Source organism: Pantoea sp. JZ2, from assembly GCF_035191405.1.
In the GTDB taxonomy this organism is placed as follows: Bacteria; Pseudomonadota; Gammaproteobacteria; order Enterobacterales; family Enterobacteriaceae; genus Pantoea; species Pantoea stewartii.
The window spans coordinates 3,085,734-3,107,799 of record NZ_CP045247.1 but is presented as its reverse complement, the minus strand read 5'-3'; the positions used below and the strand labels follow the sequence as shown (position 1 = coordinate 3,107,799).

Below are 22,066 nucleotides of genomic sequence, written 5' to 3'. Positions count from 1 at the left end.
AAGTGTCCCGATCTTCCGCTGTTAAAACGGGAGGCTTGCGGCACCCACGGCTTCTTACGCGGCGGGGCAGTGACAGCGCACAGGGTTAAGAAACCGATGTGGTTACCGAACCAGTTTTCTGGATCGGAGATATGAACAGGTCTTTTGACGCGTCTGCGCTGCACGGTGGGCCGGACGATAATTCAGCGACCTGGCTGTTGTGGTATGCGTAACGTTTTACCGCAGACCTGGCGGCGGTTATAGTGAAAGTTATCAATGACTGGCATTTCCTTCCCGCCATGGACTTCAGGAGAGATGATGTTTGGCTATCGTTCTGCCGCACCAAGGGTGCGACTCACGACCGAGCGGCTGGTGGTAAGACTGGTTCATGAACGCGATGCATGGCGTTTAGCCGACTATTACGCGGAAAACCGTGACTTCCTTAAACCCTGGGAACCGGTGCGTGATGACAGCCACTGTTATCCCTCTGGCTGGCAAGCCCGGCTGGGCCTGATCGCTGATATGCATAAACAGGGCTCGGCGTTCTATTTTATTTTAATGGACAGCAATGAAACGGAAGTGCGTGGCGTGGCGAATTTTAGCAATGTCCTGCGCGGTGCCTTTCATGCCTGCTATCTTGGCTATTCGCTTGGCGAGAAGTGGCAAGGGCAGGGCCTGATGTTTGAAGCGCTGCAGTCGGCGATTCGCTATATGCAGCGCCAGCAATATATCCACCGCATCATGGCAAACTACATGCCGCATAACCAGCGCAGTGGTGACCTGCTGGCCCGCCTGGGATTCGAAAAAGAGGGCTATGCTAAAAACTACCTGATGATTAACGGTCAGTGGCAGGATCATGTCCTGACTGCGCTGACCAGCAAGGAATGGACACCCAATCGTCGTGGGTAAAATGAGGAGTTCGCAATGAAGATGACCTTGTCGGCGCATGCGTTGCGCGTGCTGGGTTGCCTGCTGGAAAAGCAAATCACCACACCGGAACAGTATCCTCTTTCATTAAATGGCGTGCTTACCGCCTGTAATCAAAAATCTAATCGCGAGCCCGTGATGACGCTGAGCGAAAGCGACGTGCAGGATCAGCTCGATCTCCTGATTAAAAAGCATCTGGTGACCGCCAACAGCGGGTTCGGCCAGCGTGTGGTGAAATACGAGCAACGCTTCTGCAATTCCGCCTTCGGTAATTTACAGCTCAGTAGCGCAGAAGTTGCCGTTCTCACATTGCTGTTCCTGCGTGGCGCACAAACCCCTGGTGAACTGCGGACCCGGAGTGGGCGTTTGCATGAGTTTGCCGACGTCAGCGACGTTGAACAGACGCTGGACACGTTGATGTCGCGCGCTGAGGGGCCCATGGTCATGCGCCTGGCGCGGGAGCCGGGTAAACGTGAAAGCCGTTTTATGCACATGTTTGCTGATGAGGCCGAACTCGGGGCGCTGGAGCAACACCCAGCCACGGCGGACGATGCCGCGCTGCGGGATCGGGTTGAGGCGCTTGAGCAACAGGTTGCCGATCTTCAGGCACAACTGGCGCAATTACTGGATAGAGAACAATAAATGACGATTCGCATTGGTGTTGTTGGGTTGGGCGGTATTGCCCAAAAGGCCTGGTTGCCTGTGTTATCGCAGGCAAATAACTGGCAGTTAGTCGGTGCATTTTCGCCGAATCAGGCCAACGCCCGCATCGTCTGTGACCGCTACCGTATCACCTGCTTCCCTTCACTGACCGATCTGGCTGCCGCCTGTGACGCCGTATTTGTGCACAGCAGTACGGCCAGCCATTACGACGTGGTCAAAGCACTGCTCCAGGCTGGCAAGGATGTCTGTGTCGACAAACCGCTGGCAGAAACCCTGAATCAGGCAGAGGCCCTGGTCGCGCTGGCCGAAAAGAAACAACGAAAGCTAATGGTGGCGTTTAACCGGCGTTTCGCGCCCTGCTATCAGCAACTGAAAACACAAATGCACTCCGCCGCTGCGCTGCGTATCGAAAAACACCGCAGCGACAGCGTGGGTCCACAGGATCTGCGCTTTACACTGTTAGATGATTACCTGCATGTCGTTGATACGGCTCTGTGGCTGGCAGGAGGCCGTGCGCTGCCCCGTCAGGGCCATATTGCGACCAATGAACAGGGACAGATGCTTTACGCCGAGCACCATTTCAATGCGGGTGTATTGCAGGTAACCACCAGTATGCATCGTCGGGCAGGCAGCCAGCGCGAACGTATCAGCGCCATCTGTGATGGCAAATGCATTGATATTCATGACATGCGCGACTGGCAGGAAGAGTGCGGTGCAGGCGTAGTGATCACGCCACCTGCCGCCTGGCAGAGCCACCTGGCTCAGCGCGGATTTGTGGGCGTGGCAGAACATTTTGTTCACTGCATCGAAAATCAGACAAAGCCGGAAACGAGTGGTGAGCAGGCGCTACTGGCGCAACGTATCGTCGAATCCATGTGGCGTGACGCGGAACGGGAATAACGCCTTGTAACACTCAGTGCTGGTCATTTCACGCGATCGCAGTAGACTATCGCCCGACGTGTGACAGGACCCGTGCTAAGTCACTCATTTTGCCGATTCTTTTCAGGATGCCCCGTCAATTATGAATTTGTTGAAATCGCTGGCAGCGGTCAGTTCAATGACCCTGTTTTCCCGCGTGCTGGGTTTTGCCCGGGATGCCATCGTGGCACGGGTGTTTGGTGCCGGCATGGCGACCGATGCGTTCTTTGTTGCGTTTAAACTACCTAATCTTCTGCGGCGTATTTTTGCTGAAGGAGCCTTCTCGCAGGCATTTGTTCCTATTCTGGCCGAGTATAAAAGTAAGCAGGGCGAAGAGGCTACGCGGCTTTTTGTGTCCTACGTTTCCGGTCTGCTGACCCTGGCGCTGGCGCTCGTGACCGTCGCAGGCATGGTTGCCGCCCCCTGGGTCATCCTGGTGACGGCACCGGGTTTCGCCGATACAGCTGATAAATTTGCCCTGACCAGCGCGCTGCTGCGCGTCACTTTCCCCTACATTCTTCTGATTTCGCTGGCTTCGCTGGCTGGGGCCATATTAAACACCTGGAACCGTTTTTCGGTGCCGGCGTTTGCCCCCACGCTGCTGAATATCAGCATGATCGGCTTTACGCTGTTCGCCGCACCGCACTTCCATCCGCCCATCATGGCGCTGGCGTGGGCGGTGGTGGTCGGCGGACTGCTGCAACTGGGCTATCAGTTACCGCATCTGAAAAAGCTGGGCATGCTGGTCCTGCCGCGGATCAACCTGCGTGATGCTGGCGTGTGGCGCGTGATGCGCCAGATGGGGCCGGCAATTCTTGGGGTTTCAGTGAGTCAGATCTCACTGATCATCAATACGATTTTTGCCTCGTTCCTGGTTTCGGGCTCTGTCTCATGGATGTATTACGCTGACCGCCTGATGGAGTTTCCGTCCGGCGTGTTAGGCGTGGCGCTGGGCACGATTTTATTGCCTTCTCTGGCAAAAAGTTTCGCCAGTGGCCACCATGAAGAGTACTCGCGCTTAATGGACTGGGGCCTGCGTTTGTGCTTTTTACTGGCGTTGCCCAGTGCGGTGGCGCTGGGTATGTTATCCGGTCCACTGACTGTCGCGCTGTTCCAGTACGGAAAATTTACTGCCTTTGATGCCGCTATGACACAGCGTGCGCTGATTGCCTACTCGGTGGGATTGATGGGACTGATCGTTGTTAAAGTCCTGGCGCCGGGCTTTTATTCCCGTCAGGACATTAAAACGCCGGTAAAAATTGCGATTGTTACGCTGATCGCGACCCAGCTAATGAATCTGGCCTTTATTGGCCCGCTGAAGCACGCCGGACTGTCACTCTCCATTGGTCTGGGTGCCTGCCTCAATGCTGGGTTGCTCTACTGGCAATTGCGTAAAAAGAAAATCTTTCAACCTCAGCCTGGCTGGGCCGGTTTTCTGATTCGCTTACTGGTGGCGGTAATCGTCATGGCGGCCGCGCTGTCAGGCATGCTGTACTGGATGCCGGACTGGGAGCAGGGCAACATGCTATGGCGCCTGTTGCGGCTGGCTCTCGTCTGTGCGGTAGGCGGCGGCGCTTATTTCCTGGCCCTGGGCATGATGGGCTTCCGACTGCGGGATTATGCTCGCCGTACCGCCGTCTGACCATGAAACCCTTCAATGGTTAATGCCGTAATCCAGGCCGTAATGGATAACATTACGGCCTTTTTGTCATAAACCTGCGCAGTGCTGGCCGGACTAACAATGGATTCTGTGCCAGACCGGTCATTTCATCACGCCCGGCGATGCCACGAACCTTTGTCATCCCTTTTGCTGGCCTGGAACAGCTATCGCAGCAGACCTGTAGGCATCTTCAGGTGAATAATCCGCTCAGCGGGTTGCCAAAGAGACGATACCCGATAATGGATGGGGCACGCCGTTACTGACTCATCAGGCGCAAGGCGTTAATACGGCGCGTCGAAAAGCCTGTCTACAGCGTATTGTCATAAAAAATTCATGTTTTTTCGTTGCTATTTAGCGTCTGACATCGCTTCGGGCGGTAAGCCCATAATGTTGTAAGAAACTGATTCAAAAGTCCGTTTTGGCGTAAATCCTGTCCTCTTCCTGCCGATGAGTACCTTTAGTCCATCATTGAGAGGAAGATCAAAATGCATACCCGCGCTCATGAAAACGCGATGCCAGGTTTCTGGTACAACCTCAATCTTATTCCCTTATTCAGCCTGATTTTTGGCGGCATCTTATTTCTGTTCGTGTGCAGTAGCACGATATCCGCCTGGTTTCTGACGCAGGGGCAACATTCCCTTGACGTGTCAACGGATGAAATTTCGGTAAGGCAGGGATTACTCGACAGCTCAACGCATATGCGCTCTGCCAGGCTCAATATTATTCAGGCCGGCGCAGCGGCACGTATTGCCGACACGGATAACTACGCCGCTTTCCTCAGCGCCACAGAGGGCAGCATTAAAAAGGCAGAAAATGGGCTGAATATTTACCTTAACCGTCCGGTCAGGACGCCAGTCGGCATCGAACTCGATAAACAACTGCAGGCGCGATTTAAGGATTACCTGCAAAAAGGGTTGATGCCGATGATTGAGGCAGCCAAACAGAACAGTTTTGAAGAGATCATTGCGGATGAAACGGCGGCTGACAAACTCGACAAAGCGTATAAAGACGTGTTGATGAAAGCCATTCAGATGCGCAATCAGCGCTCGATGGACATTAAACAGCAGGCGGTTGAACAGGTTAAAACAGGCTATACCACGATGTTAGTGGCCTTTATCGCATCCGTAGTGATTGTGCTACTGGCTTTTGCTCTGCTGAGAAAAGTGGTAATTAAGCCTTTAAGACAGTCACTTCACCGTATCGATCTGATTGCCCACGGCGATTTGACCGTACCACCCTCGGCCTGCGGTCGTAACGAGCCGGGTATGTTACTGTCGAACCTGCAACGTATGCAGTCATCGCTTGCCCAAACTGTCGGCGCTGTCCGCGATGGGGCCATTGCTATCTTTCAGAGCGCGGGGGAAATTGCCTCCGGCAACACCGATCTCTCCTCCCGAACGGAACAGCAGGCCGCGTCGCTGGAACAGACGGCTGCCAGTATGGAACAACTGACCGCGACGGTTAAACAGAATGCCGACAATGCGCATCACGCCTGCCAGCTGGCGTCCGATGCGTCCGAAAAAGCCCAGTCGGGTGGAGAGATTGTTAATCGCGTCGTCAAAACCATGGACGATATCTCCGGCAGTTCGAAAAAGATCGCTGAAATTACCAGCGTCATTAACAGCATCGCCTTTCAGACGAATATTCTGGCATTGAATGCCGCGGTCGAAGCCGCGCGGGCAGGGGAGCAGGGACGCGGATTTGCGGTGGTCGCCAGCGAAGTGCGCAGCCTTGCTCAGCGCAGCGCGCAGGCTGCAAAAGAAATCGAAGGGCTTATCGCCACTTCTGTCGGACTGGTTAACAACGGCACGGAACTGGTTAGCGATGCCGGTACCACCATGATGAAAACGGTAGACGCATTCCAGCGTGTGAATGACATCATTTCTGAAATTGCCGTCTCTTCAGACGAGCAGAACCGAGGCATTCAGCAGGTCAGCCACGCGATTACAGAAATGGATGCAGTAACCCAGCAAAATGCGTCACTGGTTGAAGAGGCTTCAGCCGCTGCGGCCTCCCTTGAGGATCAGGCAGATAAACTGACGAAAGCCGTGGCCGTCTTTAAACTTGAACGAGCCCCGTTAACACCGTCTGACGCCCCCACTGTAGTCGTTGCTCCCGCCGTTCCTGCTTTTGCAGCAGCGGCACCGAAGAAAGGTCATGACAACTGGGAAGCGTTTTAAGACGAATGCCTGCCAGATCGTGGCAGGCTAAATCGGCGTCCGCTTCTGATCAGAACAGGCAGTATGCGCAGGGATGCGCTGGAGCAGAGACGTTATCCGGGATGCCGGAGGTGCAGGATGTATAGCGCGTTGGACGCTGCATCTGTTGGTCGAAGGGGACAGATATTCTGCATAACAGAGCCGCCGCCCTGTGACGACAGCATGAAAAAATCCGTCATCCACGCGTGATGACGGATTCTTCAAAAATGGACAGCGTGATCAGCAGACTGACGTTATCAGATTTTACGGCTCAGCGTCGCCTGGCCCTGACCTTTTCCATCCGGTCCGTAGAACGCTTGCGTCTGATGCGGCTTAAGCACGTCTAACGCATCATGCGTGAAGGTAATCTGGTGCTGTAACAGGATGCCGTTGTGCGTGTTGGCACGGTGTAACCGACGTGTATGCTGCTGAATACCTTCCCAGCGGCGCGCCATGTCACTCTGACCACGATAAGGTGCAGATGTCCCCAGACTTTTCTCGTTGCTACGGCGCATCTCATCCAGATAGTTCAGCGTCGTCAGCAGCGCGCTTTTATCTTCGGTAATGCGCTGCAAATTGTTGCTGTCAATCATTCCGGACGACAACTGTTGTTCTTCTTCATCCAGAACGGTCGCCAGAGACATCAGCACTTCCTGCATCTTATCTAATGTGGTCAGCAAATTACTCATGGGGATTATTTACCCTCTAAATACGCCTTAGTGTCGGCAATCAGCGCATCGGCGATCTTGCCGGTATCCATCTTCAACTCGCCATTACGAATAGCGGTTTTCAATTGTTCAACGCGTTGGACGTTAATGTCCTGGCTGCCTGGCTTCATCAGCTGCGCCTGGGCGCTGCTCAGGCTCACCTGAGCGGCGGCTGGCGTGGTCGCTGTTGCGCTGTCACTCTGGCGCACACGCGCAGTTTGCGGCTCGCTGCTGTCACGTGTTTGCACGGTGCTGGCGGGCTTTAACGGTTGTGTTCTTTCGATGCTCATATTCGGGCTCCTGTAAGGTCAGGGGGTCTGCCACCTGAATCATAATAGCGTAATCGCTTTGCTGATTCTTCTATCGGCAAATAAACAGGCTTCTTTAATGTTTTATAGTGTTATAAGAATTTTCCCATCATCACTGACCCGACCGCTCACAACCTGACCGTTCCCCATACGTACACGAACCCATTGCGCGATAGTGCCATTGCTTAAGGCTTTCCCCTCGCCGCTGGCATCAAATCCGTCGCCACTGGCAACCACCATGACATCCTGACCTGCTTTTACACGCCACGGCTGGCGCAGCATCGACTGACTCACCGGCTGTCCCGGCTGAATGTCACGCAGCACCACAGAATCGGCGACGGTCTCATCGTTAAGCAGGGTGCGCGGCGGCAGCGTATCCAGACGTCCCTCTTCGATACGGAAATCGTCTTTGCTCACGGTTGCGCCGCGGGCGATTAAATTTTTCGCCACCAGATAACGGCCAGTGACCTGAACCTGGACCTGAATATAACGTCGATTTTCTCCGCAGTTGGCTGCCACGCTCATATTGCCCCACGGGCGGCTGTTGCCGGGCAGCGTAAATTGCGGCGTATCACATAAGGGCCACTGTGCCTGTGGCGTGCGAATGACGACGTTTATGCCCGTGGCATGCTCAGGATCACGGGCTTTAAAAAACTGGTTCAGTTGGGCGCTGAAATCGCCTGCCATAACGGGTAAGGCAAACAGGGCCAGCAGGCTGGCTAACAGGGCTGGATATCCACGCATGTGCTTTTCCTCACTGATGATGGCAATGAGTGTACGCGTTTGAAAAAAAACTCAAGAGTTAAAATAGCGACGATTTGAGGCGTTATTCAGACGATGGCTCTTGCTTTTTCCCAATTATGCTGCCAGCTCGAAATTCTCATTTGCGGAGGAAGCATGCTCGACAAACTCGATGCGGCGCTACATTTCGGTACCGAAGCCCTCAACCTGCGAGCTCAACGTCAGGAGATTCTGGCATCCAACATTGCCAACGCCGACACCCCAGGCTATCAGGCCAGGGATATCGACTTTGCCAGCGAGCTGAATCGGGCAATGGCGAATGGACGTGCTGAAGGCAGTAGCCTGGCGCTCAAAGTTACTTCGTCGCGTCACATCGAAGCGCAGACGAACACGGCACCGTCGATGGATTTGCTGTATCGCATTCCGGATCAGCCATCTGCGGACGGTAACACCGTCGATATGGACCGCGAACGTACTCAGTTCGCGGATAACAGCCTGAAATATCAAACCGATCTCACACTTATCAGTAGCCAAATCAAAGGCATGATGAGCGTGTTACAAGGGCAATAATCATGGCATTGCTGAATATTTTTGACATTGCCGGCTCAGCGATGACCGCGCAATCACAGCGATTAAACGTCAGTGCAAGTAACCTGGCAAACGCCGACAGCGTGACCGGCCCGGACGGGCAGCCTTATGTGGCAAAGCAGGTCGTTTTTCAGACCGATGCTGCGCCGGGTGCGGCCACCGGTGGCGTAAAAGTGGCGCAGGTTGTTGATGATCCTACGCCCGCGAAACTGGTGTATGACCCGGGTAACCCGATGGCGGATGCCAAAGGCTACGTGAAGATGCCTAACGTGGATGTGCTAGCGGAAACGGTCAACACCATGTCGGCATCACGCAGCTACCAGGCGAACGTCGAGGTGCTGAATACCGTGAAGTCGATGATGATGAAAACGCTGACCCTGGGTCAGTAACGGAGAAAAATAATGACTATCGCGGTAGGCGTTAATGAAAAGCTGGACCCCACGGTCCTTAGCTCATCCAGCACCGGCACAAGTAACAGCGCCCAGGATCTGCAAAACCAGTTCCTGACCATGCTGGTGACGCAGCTGCAAAACCAGGATCCCACCAATCCGATGGATAACAGTCAGTTGACAACACAGCTGGCACAGATCAACACCCTGAGCGGTATTGAAAAACTGAACACCACACTGGGATCGATTTCGGGTCAGATCAGCACCAGCCAGTCACTGCAAAGTTCGACGCTGATTGGTCATGGCGTGATGGTGAATGGTTCACAGATTCTGGTCGGTAAAGGCACGACAACGCCGTTTGGCGTGGAGCTGACTAACGCAGCCACCACCGCCACGGCGACGATTACCGATGCACAGGGCAATGTGGTCAGCACCCAGGACCTGGGCGCACTGACCGCCGGCGTTCACACGTTCTCGTGGGACGGCAAATTACCGGATGGCAGCGTCGCGCCAGATGGAAAATACAAAGTTGCGATTGCTGCCAGTAACAGCAGCGGTCAACAGGTGGCTCAGCCACTTAACTATGCCTACGTCAATGGCGTAAGCACAGCGGGTAATACCGCAAAACTGGATCTCGGCACCATGGGCTCCGCCACCCTTGACGACGTACGTCAGATTCTCTGATTCACCTGTAGACAGGAGATATTTAAATGTCATTTTCACAAGCGGTCAGCGGTCTCGGCGCTGCCTCAAGTAACCTGGACGTTATCGGTAACAACATCGCTAACTCCGCCACAGCAGGCTTTAAGTCCAGCACCATCGCGTTTGCCGACATGTTTGCCGGTTCAAACGTGGGTCTGGGGACTAAAGTCGCTGCCGTGATCCAGAACTTCAACGATGGTTCTACCACCACCACCAGCCGTGGGCTGGATGTGGCGCTGAGCGGTAACGGTTTTTTCCGTTTGACCAACTCGGCGGGTGCGGTGTCCTATTCACGTAATGGCCAGTTCACTCTGGACCAGAACCGTAACCTGGTGAATACCCAGGGTCTGAACGTAACCGGTTACCCGGCTTCAGGCGTGCCTCCGACTATCCAGACGGGTGCGAACCCGGTTGCGCTGAAAATTCCTACCACGCAGATGCCTGCTAATGCCACTACCACGGCAAACCAGGTGGCGAAACTGAACTCGACTTCAGCGGTATTAGACGACACCAAGTTTTCTGCCACCGATCCGACGACGTACAGCGCGAAGAACACCATCACTATGTACGATACGCAGGGTAATGCGCACTCGCTTGACCTGTATTTCGTTAAGACCGCAGACAACACCTGGAAAATTCACGGCATTGACTCCACTGCGGGTTCAAACGTAGGGAATTACCAGATGAGCTATAACGCCAACGGTCAGCTGACTGGCGTATCTTCACTGGATGCAAACGGCAACGTGGTGGCAGGCTCAACAACAGCCAGCACCGCGACCGTCACGATTCCTGGCGTAAATGGCGCGAACGGCACGACTGTCGCGTTAAACTTTGTGGGCAGTCTGCAGCAAAATACCGGGGCGACCACCTTTGGTAACGCCACGCAAAACGGTTATGCGCCTGGCGATTTGACCAGCTATGCCATCAACAACGACGGCACCATCACCGGCAGTTACTCAAACCAACGTACGCAGTTACTGGGACAGATCGTCCTGGCCAGTTTCTCTAACCCCGAAGGCCTGAAATCGCAGGGCGATAACGTCTGGGCGGAAACCAATGCGTCTGGTCAGGCAGCGGTTGGCCTGGCAAACACCGGCACCTTTGGGTCACTGACCGCGGGCGCGCTGGAGTCCTCGAACGTCGATATGAGTAAAGAGCTGGTCAATATGATCGTCGCGCAACGCAACTACCAGGCGAACGCGCAGACCATCAAAACGCAGGATCAGATCCTTAACACTCTGGTCAACTTACGTTAATTCGCTAACGGGATTGCTCTATGGATCACGCGATATATACCGCGATGGGCGCGGCCAGTCAGACACTGGATCAGCAGGCGGTTACTGCCAGCAACCTCGCCAACGCCTCAACGCCCGGTTTCCGGGCGCAGCTGAACGCGTTGCGTGCTGTACCGGTCACTGGTTGGTCACTGCCCACGCGCACGTTGGTCACGGCGTCCACGCCGGGTGCCGACATGAGTCAGGGGGCCATGGATTACACCCAGCGCCCACTGGACGTGGCAATGCAGCAGGATGGCTGGCTGGCTGTACGCACCGCCGACGGCAGCGAAGCCTATACCCGCAACGGCAATATGCAAATTCGTTCGGACGGTACGCTGACGGTGCAGGGCAATCCCGTAATGGGCGAAGGTGGTCCGATTGTGATCCCTCAAGGTTCTGAGATCACCATCGCGGCTGATGGCTCTATTACCGGGCTGAACGCTGGCGACTCACCTAATGCGACTGTACAACTGGGCCGTCTGAAGCTCGTCCAGGCAACCGGTAAAGAGTTAGAGCGTGGGGACGATGGCATGTTCCGTCCCACCGCCGCGACGCAGGCGACACGTGGCGCAGCCCTGCAGGCCGATCCGACTATGCAGGTCATGCCGGGTGTGCTTGAGGGCAGTAACGTGAAGCCGGTGGAAACGATGGTCGATATGATCGCCAATGCCCGCCGTTTCGAGATGCAGATGAAGGTCATTAACAACGTTGACCAAAACGAACAGAAAGCCAACCAGTTGCTCAGCATCGGCAGCTAAGGCGCGAGGATAAATACATGATTCGTTCTTTATGGATCGCCAAAACCGGTCTTGATGCACAGCAGATGAACATGGACGTGATCGCCAACAACCTGGCCAACGTCAGTACTAACGGGTTTAAGCGCTCACGTGCCGTGTTTGAAGATCTGATGTACCAGACCATGCGTCAGCCGGGCACGCAGTCATCTGAGCAGACGACGCTGCCGTCAGGTTTGCAAATCGGTACTGGTGTACGTCCGGTGACGACCGAGCGTTTGCATACGCAGGGCAACCTGTCGCAAACCAACAACTCAAAAGATATCGCCATTAACGGCCAGGGTTTTTTCCAAATCCAGATGCCAGATGGAACTTCTGCGTATACACGTGATGGTTCATTTCAGGTTGACCAGAACGGCCAACTGGTGACCAACGCGGGTTTCCCTGTGCAGCCTGGTATTACCATTCCAGCCAACGCCACAAGTATCACCGTGTCGCGTGATGGTGTGGTGAGCGTAACCCAGCAGGGGCAGACGCAGGCCGCCCAGGTCGGTCAGTTAACGCTGAGCACCTTCATGAACAATGCGGGTCTCGATAGCGTGGGTGAAAACCTCTACAAGGAAACGCAGGCATCGGGTGCGCCGACAGACAGTACGCCTGGGCAGAACGGTGCCGGTTTGCTGTATCAGGGTTATACCGAAACCTCTAACGTAAACGTCGCGGAAGAACTGGTTACGATGATCCAGACGCAGCGTGCTTACGAAATTAACAGCAAAGCGATCAGCACCTCCGATCAAATGCTGGCGAAGTTGACACAGCTGTAACACGAACAGGGCCAGCTAAGGCTGGCCTGAAGACTAGTCATGAATAAGGTCGTAACTCCGTGGCGATGCAACATATTCTTAAGCCTGGACATTGGTTAGTAGTCACCGCACTGCTGACGCTTAACGGTTGTGCGTTGGTGCCACGCACGCCACTGGTGCAAGGAGCGACTACGGCTCAGCCGTTGCCCTCTGCGCCACCTGTGGTAAATGGGTCCATTTTTCAGGGTGTTGCGCCGCTCAACTACGGCTATCAGCCGCTGTTTGAAGATCGCCGCCCACGTAATATCGGCGATACGCTGACTATCACCTTGCAGGAAAACGTCAGTGCCAGCAAAAGTTCGACCTCGAATGCCAGCCGTAACGGCAGCGGCAGTCTGGGTATCACTGCAGTGCCTACCGGTTTAGAAGGTTTAGCCGGCGCAACGGGCGAAAAAGCCAACTTTGCGGCGGGTGGCAAAAATGATTTCGCAGGCAAAGGTGGGGCATCTGCCAACAACACCTTTACCGGCACCATCACCGTCACGGTGGATCAGGTTCTGTCGAACGGCAACCTGCACGTGGTCGGAGAAAAACAAATTGAGATCAACCAGGGCACCGAGTTTATTCGTTTCTCGGGCGTGGTTAACCCACGCACCATCAGTGCGAGTAACGCCGTGTTGTCTACAGCCGTGGCCGATGCACGTATTGAGTACGTCGGAAATGGTTATATCAATGAAGCGCAAAATATGGGCTGGTTGCAGCGCTTCTTCCTGAATATCTCGCCGTTCTAAGAGGTTGCAATGAAAAAGCTAACATTATGGCGTGTCGGTCTGGGATTACTTTTAGGCGTAAGCCTGATGGCGCGTGCCGATCTGATCCGCGACTTAACCACCGTACAGGGTGTGCGTGATAACCAACTGCTGGGTTATGGCCTTGTCGTGGGCCTGGACGGAACAGGCGATCAGACAACGCAGACGCCGTTCACGACCCAAACGGTCAGCAACATGCTGTCGCAACTGGGCATTACCGTGCCGCCGGGCACCAACATGCAGCTCAAAAACGTCGCCGCCGTGATGGTTACCGCCAGGCTGCCTTCGTTTGCCCGCCAGGGCCAGACGCTGGATGTCGTGGTGTCGTCCATGGGTAACGCGAAAAGCCTGCGCGGCGGCACGCTGTTAATGACGCCACTGAAAGGCGTGGATAACCAGGTTTATGCGCTGGCCCAGGGTAACATTCTGGTCGGCGGCGCGGGTGCCGCAGCAGGCGGCAGCAGCGTTCAGGTCAACCAGCTTAACGGTGGACGGATTACCGATGGGGCAACGGTTGAACGTGAACTGCAGAGCAACTTTGGTTCGCAGAATACGATTAACCTGCAGCTGAACACCGAAGATTTCTCCATGGCGCAACGAATTGCTGATGCGATCAACGCCCGTGGCGGATACGGTTCGGCCCAGCCGCTGGACGCCCGTACGGTCCAGGTCCGCGTGTCCCCGAATAATGGTGCGCAGGTTCGTTTACTGGCTGAGATTCAGAACATTGATGTCTCCGTGCCGGTTGAGGATGCCAAAGTCATCATTAACTCACGCACCGGCTCTGTTGTGATGAATCGTGAAGTGAAACTGAACACCTGTGCGGTCGCTCAGGGCAACCTGTCTGTCACAGTCAATCAGCAGCAAAACGTGAGTCAGCCGAACACGCCGCTGGCGGGTGGACAGACTGTCGCTACTACCAATACGCAGATCGATCTGCGTCAGAGCGGCGGTGCGTTGCAACGGGTTAACTCCAGCGCCAACCTGAACAGTGTGGTGCGTGCGCTGAATGCGCTGGGTGCATCGCCTATCGAACTGATGTCTATTTTGCAGTCAATGCAGAGCGCGGGTTGCCTGCGCGCAAAACTGGAAATTATCTGATGAACGATACGCAATCGCTGATGAATGCGGCTTTTGACAGCCGCTCGTTGAACGACCTGAAACGCGATGTCACTGCCGATCCCAAAGGGAAAGCACTGCAGGTCGCGCAGCAGGTTGAAGGAATGTTTGTTCAGATGATGCTGAAGAGTATGCGTGAAGCGTTACCGCAGGACGGCATTCTCAGCAATGAACAGACCAAGCTTTTCACGTCAATGTACGATCAGCAGATTGCGCAGGACATCGGTAAACGTGGCCTGGGCCTGGCGGATATCATCGTTAAACAGATGGAACCCGCCAAAGCCCCGGACGAGCGCGCCGGTACGGTGCCGATGAAGCTGGATAACAGTTTCATCATGAGCACCATTGGCGCCACGCCGCTGGAGCAAATGGTGCGCAAAGCTATGCCGCGCCTGCCCGCGCCTTCGCCCACCGGCCTGCCGAGCGACAGTCGTGACTTTATTGCCCAACTGACTCAGCCCGCTCAGGCCGCCAGTCAGCAGAGTGGTATCCCTCATCACCTGATTCTGGCGCAGGCTGCACTGGAGTCAGGCTGGGGGCAACGTCAAATCCTGACCCGTGATGGAAAGCCGAGCTATAACGTCTTTGGCATCAAAGCCAGCGGGAACTGGAAAGGCGAAACGACCGATATCATGACCACAGAATATGAGCACGGTGAAGCTAAAAAAGTGCGTGCGACATTCCGGGTTTACAGTTCTTATTTCGAAGCATTAAACGACTACGTCAAACTGCTTTCAAATAACCCACGTTATGCGGCTGTCACCAATGCACAGAGCGCGGAGCAGGGCGCCCAGGCATTGCAGGCTGCGGGCTATGCCACCGATCCGAAATATGCGCAAAAACTGATGGGAATGATTCAGCAATTCAAGAGCATGGGTGAAAAAGTGGTGAAAGCTTATAGCCAGGATTTAAGCACATTGTTCTGAGAATTGTGCCTCAAGTTTCACTTAAGCATGCCGATAATAGCAGCAAGAGCCAGGCGCGCCAGCGCACGCTGGCGACCACACTGATGACAGCGACCCGTGTAGCGGGGAATGTAAGGAACCGAGATGTCCAGCATAATTAACTCCGCAATGAGCGGGCTCAGTGCCGCACAGGCCGCCTTAAGCACCACCAGTAATAACATCAGCAATTACACCGTTGCCGGCTATTCACGTCAGACGACGATTCTTGCAGAAGCCAACAGTACCCTGCAGGGAAAAAGTTATTACGGTAACGGGGTTAACGTAACCGGTGTTCAGCGTGAATACGACAGTTTTATCGCAGCGCAGCTGCGTGGGTCTTCAGCCACCTACAATGCGGCAAATACGCAGTATTCGCAGGTCTCCAATATCGACGATCTGATGTCAACCTCGACGACAAACCTCTCGAGCGCGATTCAGGGCTTCTTTAGCAACATGCAGAACGTGGTCAGTAATGCCAACGATCCTGCTGCGCGTCAGTCTTTGCTCAGCAACTCCCAGGGCCTGGTCAACCAGTTTCAGACCCAGGCGCAATACCTGACCAACATGCAAGACAGCGTGAATACCAACGTGGCCTCTGACGTAGATCAGATCAATACCTTTACCAGCCAGATATCCAGTCTTAACCAGCAGATTGCCAAACTGACAACCGGTAATGGCGCCGCTCCCAATGACTTACTGGATCAACGTGATCAGTTGGTTAATGGTCTGAATAATATCGTCGGTGTGACAGTGTCACAGCAGGATGGAAGCTACACGGTTTCCATGGCCAACGGCCTTTCTCTGGTCAGTGGCTTCCAGTCAACCAAGCTGGTGGCAATGCCATCCAGCAGCGATCTGACGCGCACCACGGTGGGCTATGTTGATCCGCAGGCTGGCAATGTGCAGATTCCGGAATCTTCCATTACCACCGGCTCACTGGGTGGGATGTTAAGCTTCCGCTCGCAGGATCTGGACCTGGCACAAAACCAGCTGGGACAGCTTGCCGCCGCCTTCACCACCAATTTCAATACCGTGCACAAGCAAGGCTATGACAGCAACGGTAACCAGGGCGTCGACTTCTTTACTATCGGCAGCCCAACAGCGCAGGGCAACAGCAAAAATACCTCTTCCGCCACCTTAACCGCGGCGTGGAGCAATACCAATGCGCTGCAGGCTTCCAATTATACCGTGACTTATGACGGAACAAACTGGTCAGCCACGCGTCTGTCAGACAACACCAAAACGACGCTCACGCCCACTACTTCTGGCGGCGTCACCACGCTCAGCCTGGACGGGATGAGCCTGACGGTCAATGGTACACCAAACGCCAAAGACAGTTTCCTGGTAAAACCCGTTCAAAATGTGGTTAACGGGATGTCAGTGGCGATTACCAGCGGCTCGCAGATTGCGGCGGCGGCGGCACCAGGCGGTGAAAGTGATAACCGCAATGCCCAAAATTTACTGGCGCTACAGGATGCCAAAATCGTCAACGGTAATTCTACGTTGTCCCAGGCCTATGGCGCGATGGTGAGTACCGTTGGTAACAAAACACAGGCCCTGAAAACGGCCAGTACAACGCAGCAGAACGTGGTGACGCAGTTAACAAACCGTCAGCAGTCTGTCTCCGGCGTTAACCTGGACGAAGAGTATGCGAACCTGACCAAATACCAGCAATATTACATGGCGAATGCGCAGGTTTTAAAAGCGGCCAGCACCGTTTTTGACGCCCTGCTTAGCATTAACTAAGAGCAGAGGACATCATGCGACTCAGTACAAATATGATTTTTGACCAGCAGGTTCGCGGCGTAAGTGATGCGCAATCGTCCTGGTTGAGTGCGGGCAAACAGCTGTCTACCGGATACAGAGTGTCTAACCCGTCTGACGATCCTATCGCCGCTTCACGAGCCGTGGTGCTGTCGCAAACCCAGGCGCAGGCAAGCCAGTATGCGGTTGCCCGTACCTTCGCCGACCAGGGCTTATCCCTGGAAGAAAACACGCTGGACGGTGTGACAAACAGCATTATGAGCGCGCAGTCGATGATTGTGGCCGCCTCAAACGGCTCATTGAGCGACGATGACCGCGCCTCGTATGCGACGCAGCTGGAAGGGGTGCGTGCGCAGTTACTGAACCAGGTCAACAGCAAAGACGCCAACGGGCGTTATATCTTTGCCGGCTATAAAACTGATACGCCACCGTTTGTGGATGGTGCCGGCGGTGTGACCTATCAGGGCGGAACCGACGCGATTACGCAAAAAGTCGATACGGACCGTACGATGACGATCGGTCATACCGGTAACAGCATCGTAATGTCGATCACCAGCAACGCGGTGAAAGAACCGAACGGTGGCACCAGTGAAACGAATTTATTCAATATGCTGGACAGTGCTATCAGTGCGCTAAAAGTGCCCCAGAATGGCGCGGATGATGCCACCAAAGCGACCTTTTCAGCGGCAATGGATAAAACCAACCGTGGTCTGAGCAACTCGCTTAACAACGTGCTCAGCGTGCGTTCCGAGATCGGAACACAGCTGAAAGAGCTGGATACGTTGAATGCGCAGGGTGACGATCACAAAGTGATTTATGACTCGCAGATGAGTAGCCTGGTGGATGTGGATTACACCCAGGCGATTTCAAGCTACACCATGCAACAACAGGCGCTGCAGGCTTCTTATAAGACCTTCACTGATATGTCTCAGATGTCATTGTTCCAGTTAAATTCATAAAAATTTTAGGCGTACTTTAACCGGGTGCGCTTAGTTTTTCCCATCGTCCTACAGGGACGGTGGGATTTTTTTTGTCTGCGTAATGCCTCTTTCGCTGCTCAATTAACATGGCGACCTGTGCGGAGAACCTTTGCTGCATGATTGACGCCGCGCTGCACGGATCAGGCTAATGTAGCCCTGATTACATACCTCAGGATGATCCCTCCGTGGTGTTTCTGCCCGCATACCTCACCCGAAATGTCCGTAACAGACAATAAAAAACCCGGCCGGAGCCGGGTTTATCACGTCTGCGAACCGTGCTTATGGCTTGGTCGCAGGGGCCGTTGCCTGGTGGGTAGCACTATGGCCGCCCGCAGAACCTTTGCCTTCAAAATTGAAGGAAGGACGCTGCCAGTCGCTGTGACGCGCAGGCTCTGGTTGCCATGCTGGCGCAGGCGCTTTGGTCATTGGGGCTGACGCAAAGTGCTTCCAGCGCGTTTCCGCATTGGCCTGGAGGGCTTCTACAGCAACGTCGCGCGCAGCCACAGGCGCATGCGGTTCGGTGATGGGTGCAACGGTTTCCTCTGCAGCAACCGGTGCATTTAACACCGCGTCAACCTGAGCTTCGGTTGTCGGGCTCACCGCCGTACCGGCCTGCTCTGCGGGCTCAACGTGCTCGTGTTGGGCAACCTCAGGCGCGGCGGTCACGTCGGACTTATGCGCGTCTTCACCCGTAACATCGGCAGGTTGTGCCTGCTGCGCGACGGCGTCGGCGCGGGCTTCTGCAGCCGCAGGAATCACAGAGGGTTCCTGATGCACAGGGGCATCAATCGCCTGCGTGTCATCCGTATTCACCACAGTAACCGGCGTGTCTGTCTGGGGTTCAGCAACCTGTACTGGATCTGGCTGTGAAACCGGCGCCTCGTCTACGGCCGCTGCCACAGGCAGGGCGATAGCAGGTGCTGTGTCTGCATGGCTGTCGTCCTGTGCGGTTTTCACGGCATCCTGTGTGGTCTGCTCTTCGTTCGTCTGTGCGACCGGATAGCGCACCCAGACTTTGCCTGACGCCATCTCAGGTGAGGCCGAAGCGGCTTCTAATGGCATAGCAGACTGTGTTGGGTAGCGCTCATCGCGGTAACGACGGCGACGCTGACCACTGACGCGCAGATGACGCGGTGAACGACGAGAGCGACGCGGCATGTTGGCGTTCTCACGCGCTTCGGTTTCGTCCGCGTCGTCGACCTGTGAGGCTTCTGCAACCGGCTGAATCTTGCGGGCTTCAACAGATTCTGCTGACTCGACGGCAGCATGCTGAGGCTGATCATTGTTGTCGACAACACGCACTTTTTGCGTCAGCTGACGCGGTTTGCGGCGTGGCATAGCCTGAACGCGCTCATCGTCCTGTGCTTCAGCCGCAACGGGCTCAGCGGTTTCAACGGCCTGATCAACCGCGCTGTTCGCTTCCTGCTGGGCACGTTTCTCTTCCTGACGACGACGCTGACGTTCAGCACGCTGTTCACGACGCTGCTGCTGTTGCTCATCGCGTTGCTGGCGAGCTTCATCGCTCAGCGCCGGACGTTCATCACGCGCCTCATTAGACTGCCCCTGACGCTTATTACGACGGTTGTCTTCACGCGGTTCACGATTGTCACGGGTTTCGCGGTTGTCACGAGATTCACGCTGCTGAGTGGTGTCACCATTACGTGGCGTGCGCTCACGGCGGTTATTGTTACGGCGGTTGTTACGACGTTCGCCACGCTGATTGCCGTTCTCCTCACCGCTGGTTTTCTGCGGTTCGGTCACTTCAGCAACGGGCTCTGCTGTGGCAGGCGCAGGCTCACCGGCGAACATTTTTTTCAGGCCCGCCAGCAGGCGACCAACAAAGCCTGTTCCGTTGGATGGCGTTGCAGAGGCGGTTTCAGGAACCGGCGCAGTTCGCGCTTTGGTCGCTTCCGGCGCTGCTTCCGTCGGTGCCGGTGGCGCATCAGGCATCACAAATGCCGCCAGGGCCGGTTGTTCTGGACGACGACGTTCGGCATGTTCTTCTTCCGAAGGCATCGCCATTTCGGCTTCGTGCAGCTTAGGCAGGTGATAGCTCAGCGTCTGCGTTTCTTCACCTTTCCGCACGCGCAACACGGAGTAGTGCGGCGTTTCCATCCGGTCGTCCGGTACGATAACCGCACGCACGCCGCCCTGGCGTTTTTCGATAGCATTGACCGCTTCACGTTTTTCATTCAGCAGGTAAGAGGCCACAGGCACCGGGACAATAGCATGCACTTCTTTGGTGTTGTCCTTCAGCGCTTCTTCTTCGATCAGGCGCAGAATAGACAGTGACAGCGACTCGTTATCACGAATGGTGCCGGTACCGCTACAGCGCGGGCAGACATGATGGCTTGACTCGCCCAGTGACGGGCTGAGACGCTGGCGGGACATTTCCAGCAGGCCAAAACGTGAAATATGGCTGATCTGAATACGGGCGCGATCCTGACGGACCGCCTCACGCAGACGGTTTTCTACCGCGCGCTGATGGCGAACCGGCGTCATATCGATAAAGTCGATAACGATCAAACCGCCGAGGTCGCGCAGGCGTAACTGGCGGGCGATTTCATCTGCTGCTTCGAGGTTCGTGTTAAACGCGGTTTCTTCGATATCGCCACCACGCGTAGCGCGTGCCGAGTTGATATCGATGGCGGTCAGTGCTTCGGTGCTGTCGATAACAATCGAGCCACCGGAAGGCAGGCGCACTTCACGCTGGAAAGCGGACTCGATTTGCGACTCGATTTGATAGTGGCTGAACAACGGGATTTCGCCGGTGTAGAGCTTGATCTTGCTGGTAAAGTCCGGACGGCCCAGAGCCGCAATATGCTGACGCGCCAGTTCCAGGACCTTCGGGTTATCGATAAGAATTTCGCCGATGTCCTGGCGCAGGTAATCGCGGAATGCGCGCACGATTACGTTACTTTCCTGATGAATCAGGAAGGGCGCAGGACGGCTGTCAGCGGCTTTCTTAATCGCTTCCCAGTGTTTCAGACGGAAGCTGAGATCCCACTGCAGCGATTCGGCTGATTTGCCTACACCTGCGGTACGGACAATCAGCCCCATACCATCAGGCAGTTCCAGTGCCGAAAGCGCTTCTTTCAGTTCGGTACGGTCGTCACCTTCAATTCGACGAGAAATGCCGCCCGCGCGCGGGTTGTTCGGCATCAATACCAGATAACTTCCTGCCAGCGAGATAAAGGTGGTCAGGGCGGCGCCTTTATTACCCCGTTCTTCTTTATCGATCTGAACAATAACTTCCTGGCCTTCACGCAGCACATCCTTAATGTTTGGACGACCGTGAGCGTTGTAGGAAGCAGGGAAGTATTCGCGAGAAATTTCTTTGAGAGGGAGGAAACCGTGACGTTCTGCACCGTAGTCGACGAAAGCCGCTTCAAGGCTGGGTTCGATACGGGTGATTTTACCTTTGTAGATATTGGCTTTTTTCTGTTCGTGTCCGGGACTTTCGATATCCAGATCGTACAGACGTTGACCATCAACCAGGGCAACGCGCAACTCCTCCTGCTGAGTTGCGTTAATTAACATTCTTTTCATCGTAACGTACTCGTTATTCTTTCATGAGTGATTAAAGCTGCGGGCATAGTTACCCTGGACGAGTATCAACCGATGGCCCCGTGACTTAGTGCAATGTCGTCAACCTCACGGTTATCGACCGCGCGAGGGGCGCAAATAACGTCGGTGGCCTGTTTTTCATAAGGAACAACAGCACCAGATAGTGGAAATGCGAGAGATAATTCTGTAAACCCGTGCACTCCATCTCATGTCCAGGCCGCAACCCGCAGCCCGCTAAGTGCCTGATTTCGCATTACGTCTTACGCCATTGCTGCGTGTCTGCTCAATC

Annotated in this window: 20 protein-coding genes; 16 read left to right on the top strand and 4 right to left on the bottom strand. The window is 54.9% G+C overall.

Annotation, left to right across the window (positions count from 1 at the left end; translation table 11 throughout):
- The first annotated feature begins 297 nt into the window (after nucleotides 1-297).
- From rimJ to GC087_RS14925, 5 genes are all read left to right on the top strand, one after another.
- Nucleotides 298-888: a ribosomal protein S5-alanine N-acetyltransferase gene (rimJ, locus tag GC087_RS14945; RefSeq protein ID WP_033737566.1), complete on the top strand. Its 591-nt coding sequence runs from the start codon at nucleotides 298-300 to the stop codon at nucleotides 886-888.
- A gap of 15 nt (nucleotides 889-903) precedes the next feature.
- The gene (locus GC087_RS14940) at nucleotides 904-1,548 is read left to right on the top strand and encodes a YceH family protein (RefSeq protein WP_324028647.1); all 645 of its coding nucleotides are present in this window, start codon (nucleotides 904-906) and stop codon (nucleotides 1,546-1,548) included.
- Nucleotides 1,549-2,469 carry a Gfo/Idh/MocA family protein gene (locus GC087_RS14935; RefSeq protein WP_324028646.1) on the top strand — a complete coding sequence of 307 codons (921 nt, stop codon included), beginning with the start codon at nucleotides 1,549-1,551 and terminating at the stop codon, nucleotides 2,467-2,469.
- A 121-nt stretch (nucleotides 2,470-2,590) separates the two neighbouring features.
- Complete coding sequence (murJ, locus tag GC087_RS14930) at nucleotides 2,591-4,129, top strand: murein biosynthesis integral membrane protein MurJ (protein WP_324028645.1); 1,539 nt, start codon at nucleotides 2,591-2,593, stop codon at nucleotides 4,127-4,129.
- Between the two features lie 503 nt (nucleotides 4,130-4,632).
- Nucleotides 4,633-6,327, top strand: coding sequence for a methyl-accepting chemotaxis protein (locus GC087_RS14925; protein ID WP_058708502.1), 1,695 nt, complete (start codon nucleotides 4,633-4,635; stop codon nucleotides 6,325-6,327).
- Nucleotides 6,328-6,602: 275 nt separating this feature from the next.
- On the opposite strand, the gene GC087_RS14920 is transcribed toward GC087_RS14925, so the two are convergent.
- The 3 genes from GC087_RS14920 to flgA form a co-directional block, all read right to left on the bottom strand.
- Nucleotides 6,603-7,034, bottom strand: a complete 432-nt coding sequence (locus tag GC087_RS14920; protein WP_324028644.1) for a flagellar protein FlgN — start codon at nucleotides 7,032-7,034, stop codon at nucleotides 6,603-6,605.
- A 5-nt stretch (nucleotides 7,035-7,039) separates the two neighbouring features.
- A complete protein-coding gene (gene flgM / locus GC087_RS14915) occupies nucleotides 7,040-7,342 on the bottom strand; it encodes a flagellar biosynthesis anti-sigma factor FlgM (RefSeq protein ID WP_006118814.1) in 303 nt (100 codons plus the stop codon).
- A 102-nt stretch (nucleotides 7,343-7,444) separates the two neighbouring features.
- Complete coding sequence (gene flgA, locus GC087_RS14910) at nucleotides 7,445-8,104, bottom strand: flagellar basal body P-ring formation chaperone FlgA (RefSeq protein WP_324028643.1); 660 nt, start codon at nucleotides 8,102-8,104, stop codon at nucleotides 7,445-7,447.
- Nucleotides 8,105-8,257: 153 nt separating this feature from the next.
- Between flgA and flgB the strand changes: the two genes are divergently transcribed.
- The 11 genes from flgB to flgL all read left to right on the top strand — a co-directional run bounded on the left by flgB (nucleotide 8,258) and on the right by flgL (nucleotide 18,189).
- The gene (gene flgB, locus GC087_RS14905; protein ID WP_006118815.1) at nucleotides 8,258-8,671 is read left to right on the top strand and encodes a flagellar basal body rod protein FlgB; all 414 of its coding nucleotides are present in this window, start codon (nucleotides 8,258-8,260) and stop codon (nucleotides 8,669-8,671) included.
- A gap of 2 nt (nucleotides 8,672-8,673) precedes the next feature.
- Nucleotides 8,674-9,078 (top strand): flagellar basal body rod protein FlgC, encoded by a 405-nt coding sequence (gene flgC, locus GC087_RS14900; RefSeq protein ID WP_324028642.1) that lies wholly within the window; start codon nucleotides 8,674-8,676, stop codon nucleotides 9,076-9,078.
- Nucleotides 9,079-9,090: 12 nt separating this feature from the next.
- Nucleotides 9,091-9,762 (top strand): flagellar hook assembly protein FlgD, encoded by a 672-nt coding sequence (gene flgD / locus GC087_RS14895; protein ID WP_006118817.1) that lies wholly within the window; start codon nucleotides 9,091-9,093, stop codon nucleotides 9,760-9,762.
- A gap of 26 nt (nucleotides 9,763-9,788) precedes the next feature.
- Complete coding sequence (flgE, locus tag GC087_RS14890; protein ID WP_039341129.1) at nucleotides 9,789-11,036, top strand: flagellar hook protein FlgE; 1,248 nt, start codon at nucleotides 9,789-9,791, stop codon at nucleotides 11,034-11,036.
- 20 nt (nucleotides 11,037-11,056) lie between these two features.
- Nucleotides 11,057-11,815: a flagellar basal-body rod protein FlgF gene (locus GC087_RS14885; RefSeq protein ID WP_033737560.1), complete on the top strand. Its 759-nt coding sequence runs from the start codon at nucleotides 11,057-11,059 to the stop codon at nucleotides 11,813-11,815.
- Between the two features lie 17 nt (nucleotides 11,816-11,832).
- A complete protein-coding gene (gene flgG, locus GC087_RS14880) occupies nucleotides 11,833-12,615 on the top strand; it encodes a flagellar basal-body rod protein FlgG (protein ID WP_006118820.1) in 783 nt (260 codons plus the stop codon).
- 65 nt (nucleotides 12,616-12,680) lie between these two features.
- Nucleotides 12,681-13,385, top strand: coding sequence for a flagellar basal body L-ring protein FlgH (locus tag GC087_RS14875; protein ID WP_170317968.1), 705 nt, complete (start codon nucleotides 12,681-12,683; stop codon nucleotides 13,383-13,385).
- 9 nt (nucleotides 13,386-13,394) lie between these two features.
- Nucleotides 13,395-14,504 (top strand): flagellar basal body P-ring protein FlgI, encoded by a 1,110-nt coding sequence (locus tag GC087_RS14870; RefSeq protein WP_006118822.1) that lies wholly within the window; start codon nucleotides 13,395-13,397, stop codon nucleotides 14,502-14,504.
- Nucleotides 14,504-15,448, top strand: coding sequence for a flagellar assembly peptidoglycan hydrolase FlgJ (gene flgJ / locus GC087_RS14865; RefSeq protein ID WP_324028641.1), 945 nt, complete (start codon nucleotides 14,504-14,506; stop codon nucleotides 15,446-15,448). The genes GC087_RS14870 and flgJ overlap by 1 nt, the downstream gene beginning before the upstream one ends.
- Before the next feature lie 123 nt (nucleotides 15,449-15,571).
- A complete protein-coding gene (gene flgK / locus GC087_RS14860) occupies nucleotides 15,572-17,212 on the top strand; it encodes a flagellar hook-associated protein FlgK (RefSeq protein ID WP_185199787.1) in 1,641 nt (546 codons plus the stop codon).
- A 14-nt stretch (nucleotides 17,213-17,226) separates the two neighbouring features.
- The gene (flgL, locus tag GC087_RS14855) at nucleotides 17,227-18,189 is read left to right on the top strand and encodes a flagellar hook-associated protein FlgL (protein WP_324028640.1); all 963 of its coding nucleotides are present in this window, start codon (nucleotides 17,227-17,229) and stop codon (nucleotides 18,187-18,189) included.
- A 300-nt stretch (nucleotides 18,190-18,489) separates the two neighbouring features.
- Here flgL and rne read toward each other — a convergent pair whose 3' ends face one another.
- Nucleotides 18,490-21,759, bottom strand: a complete 3,270-nt coding sequence (gene rne, locus GC087_RS14850) for a ribonuclease E (protein WP_324028639.1) — start codon at nucleotides 21,757-21,759, stop codon at nucleotides 18,490-18,492.
- Nucleotides 21,760-22,066: the final 307 nt, after the last annotated feature.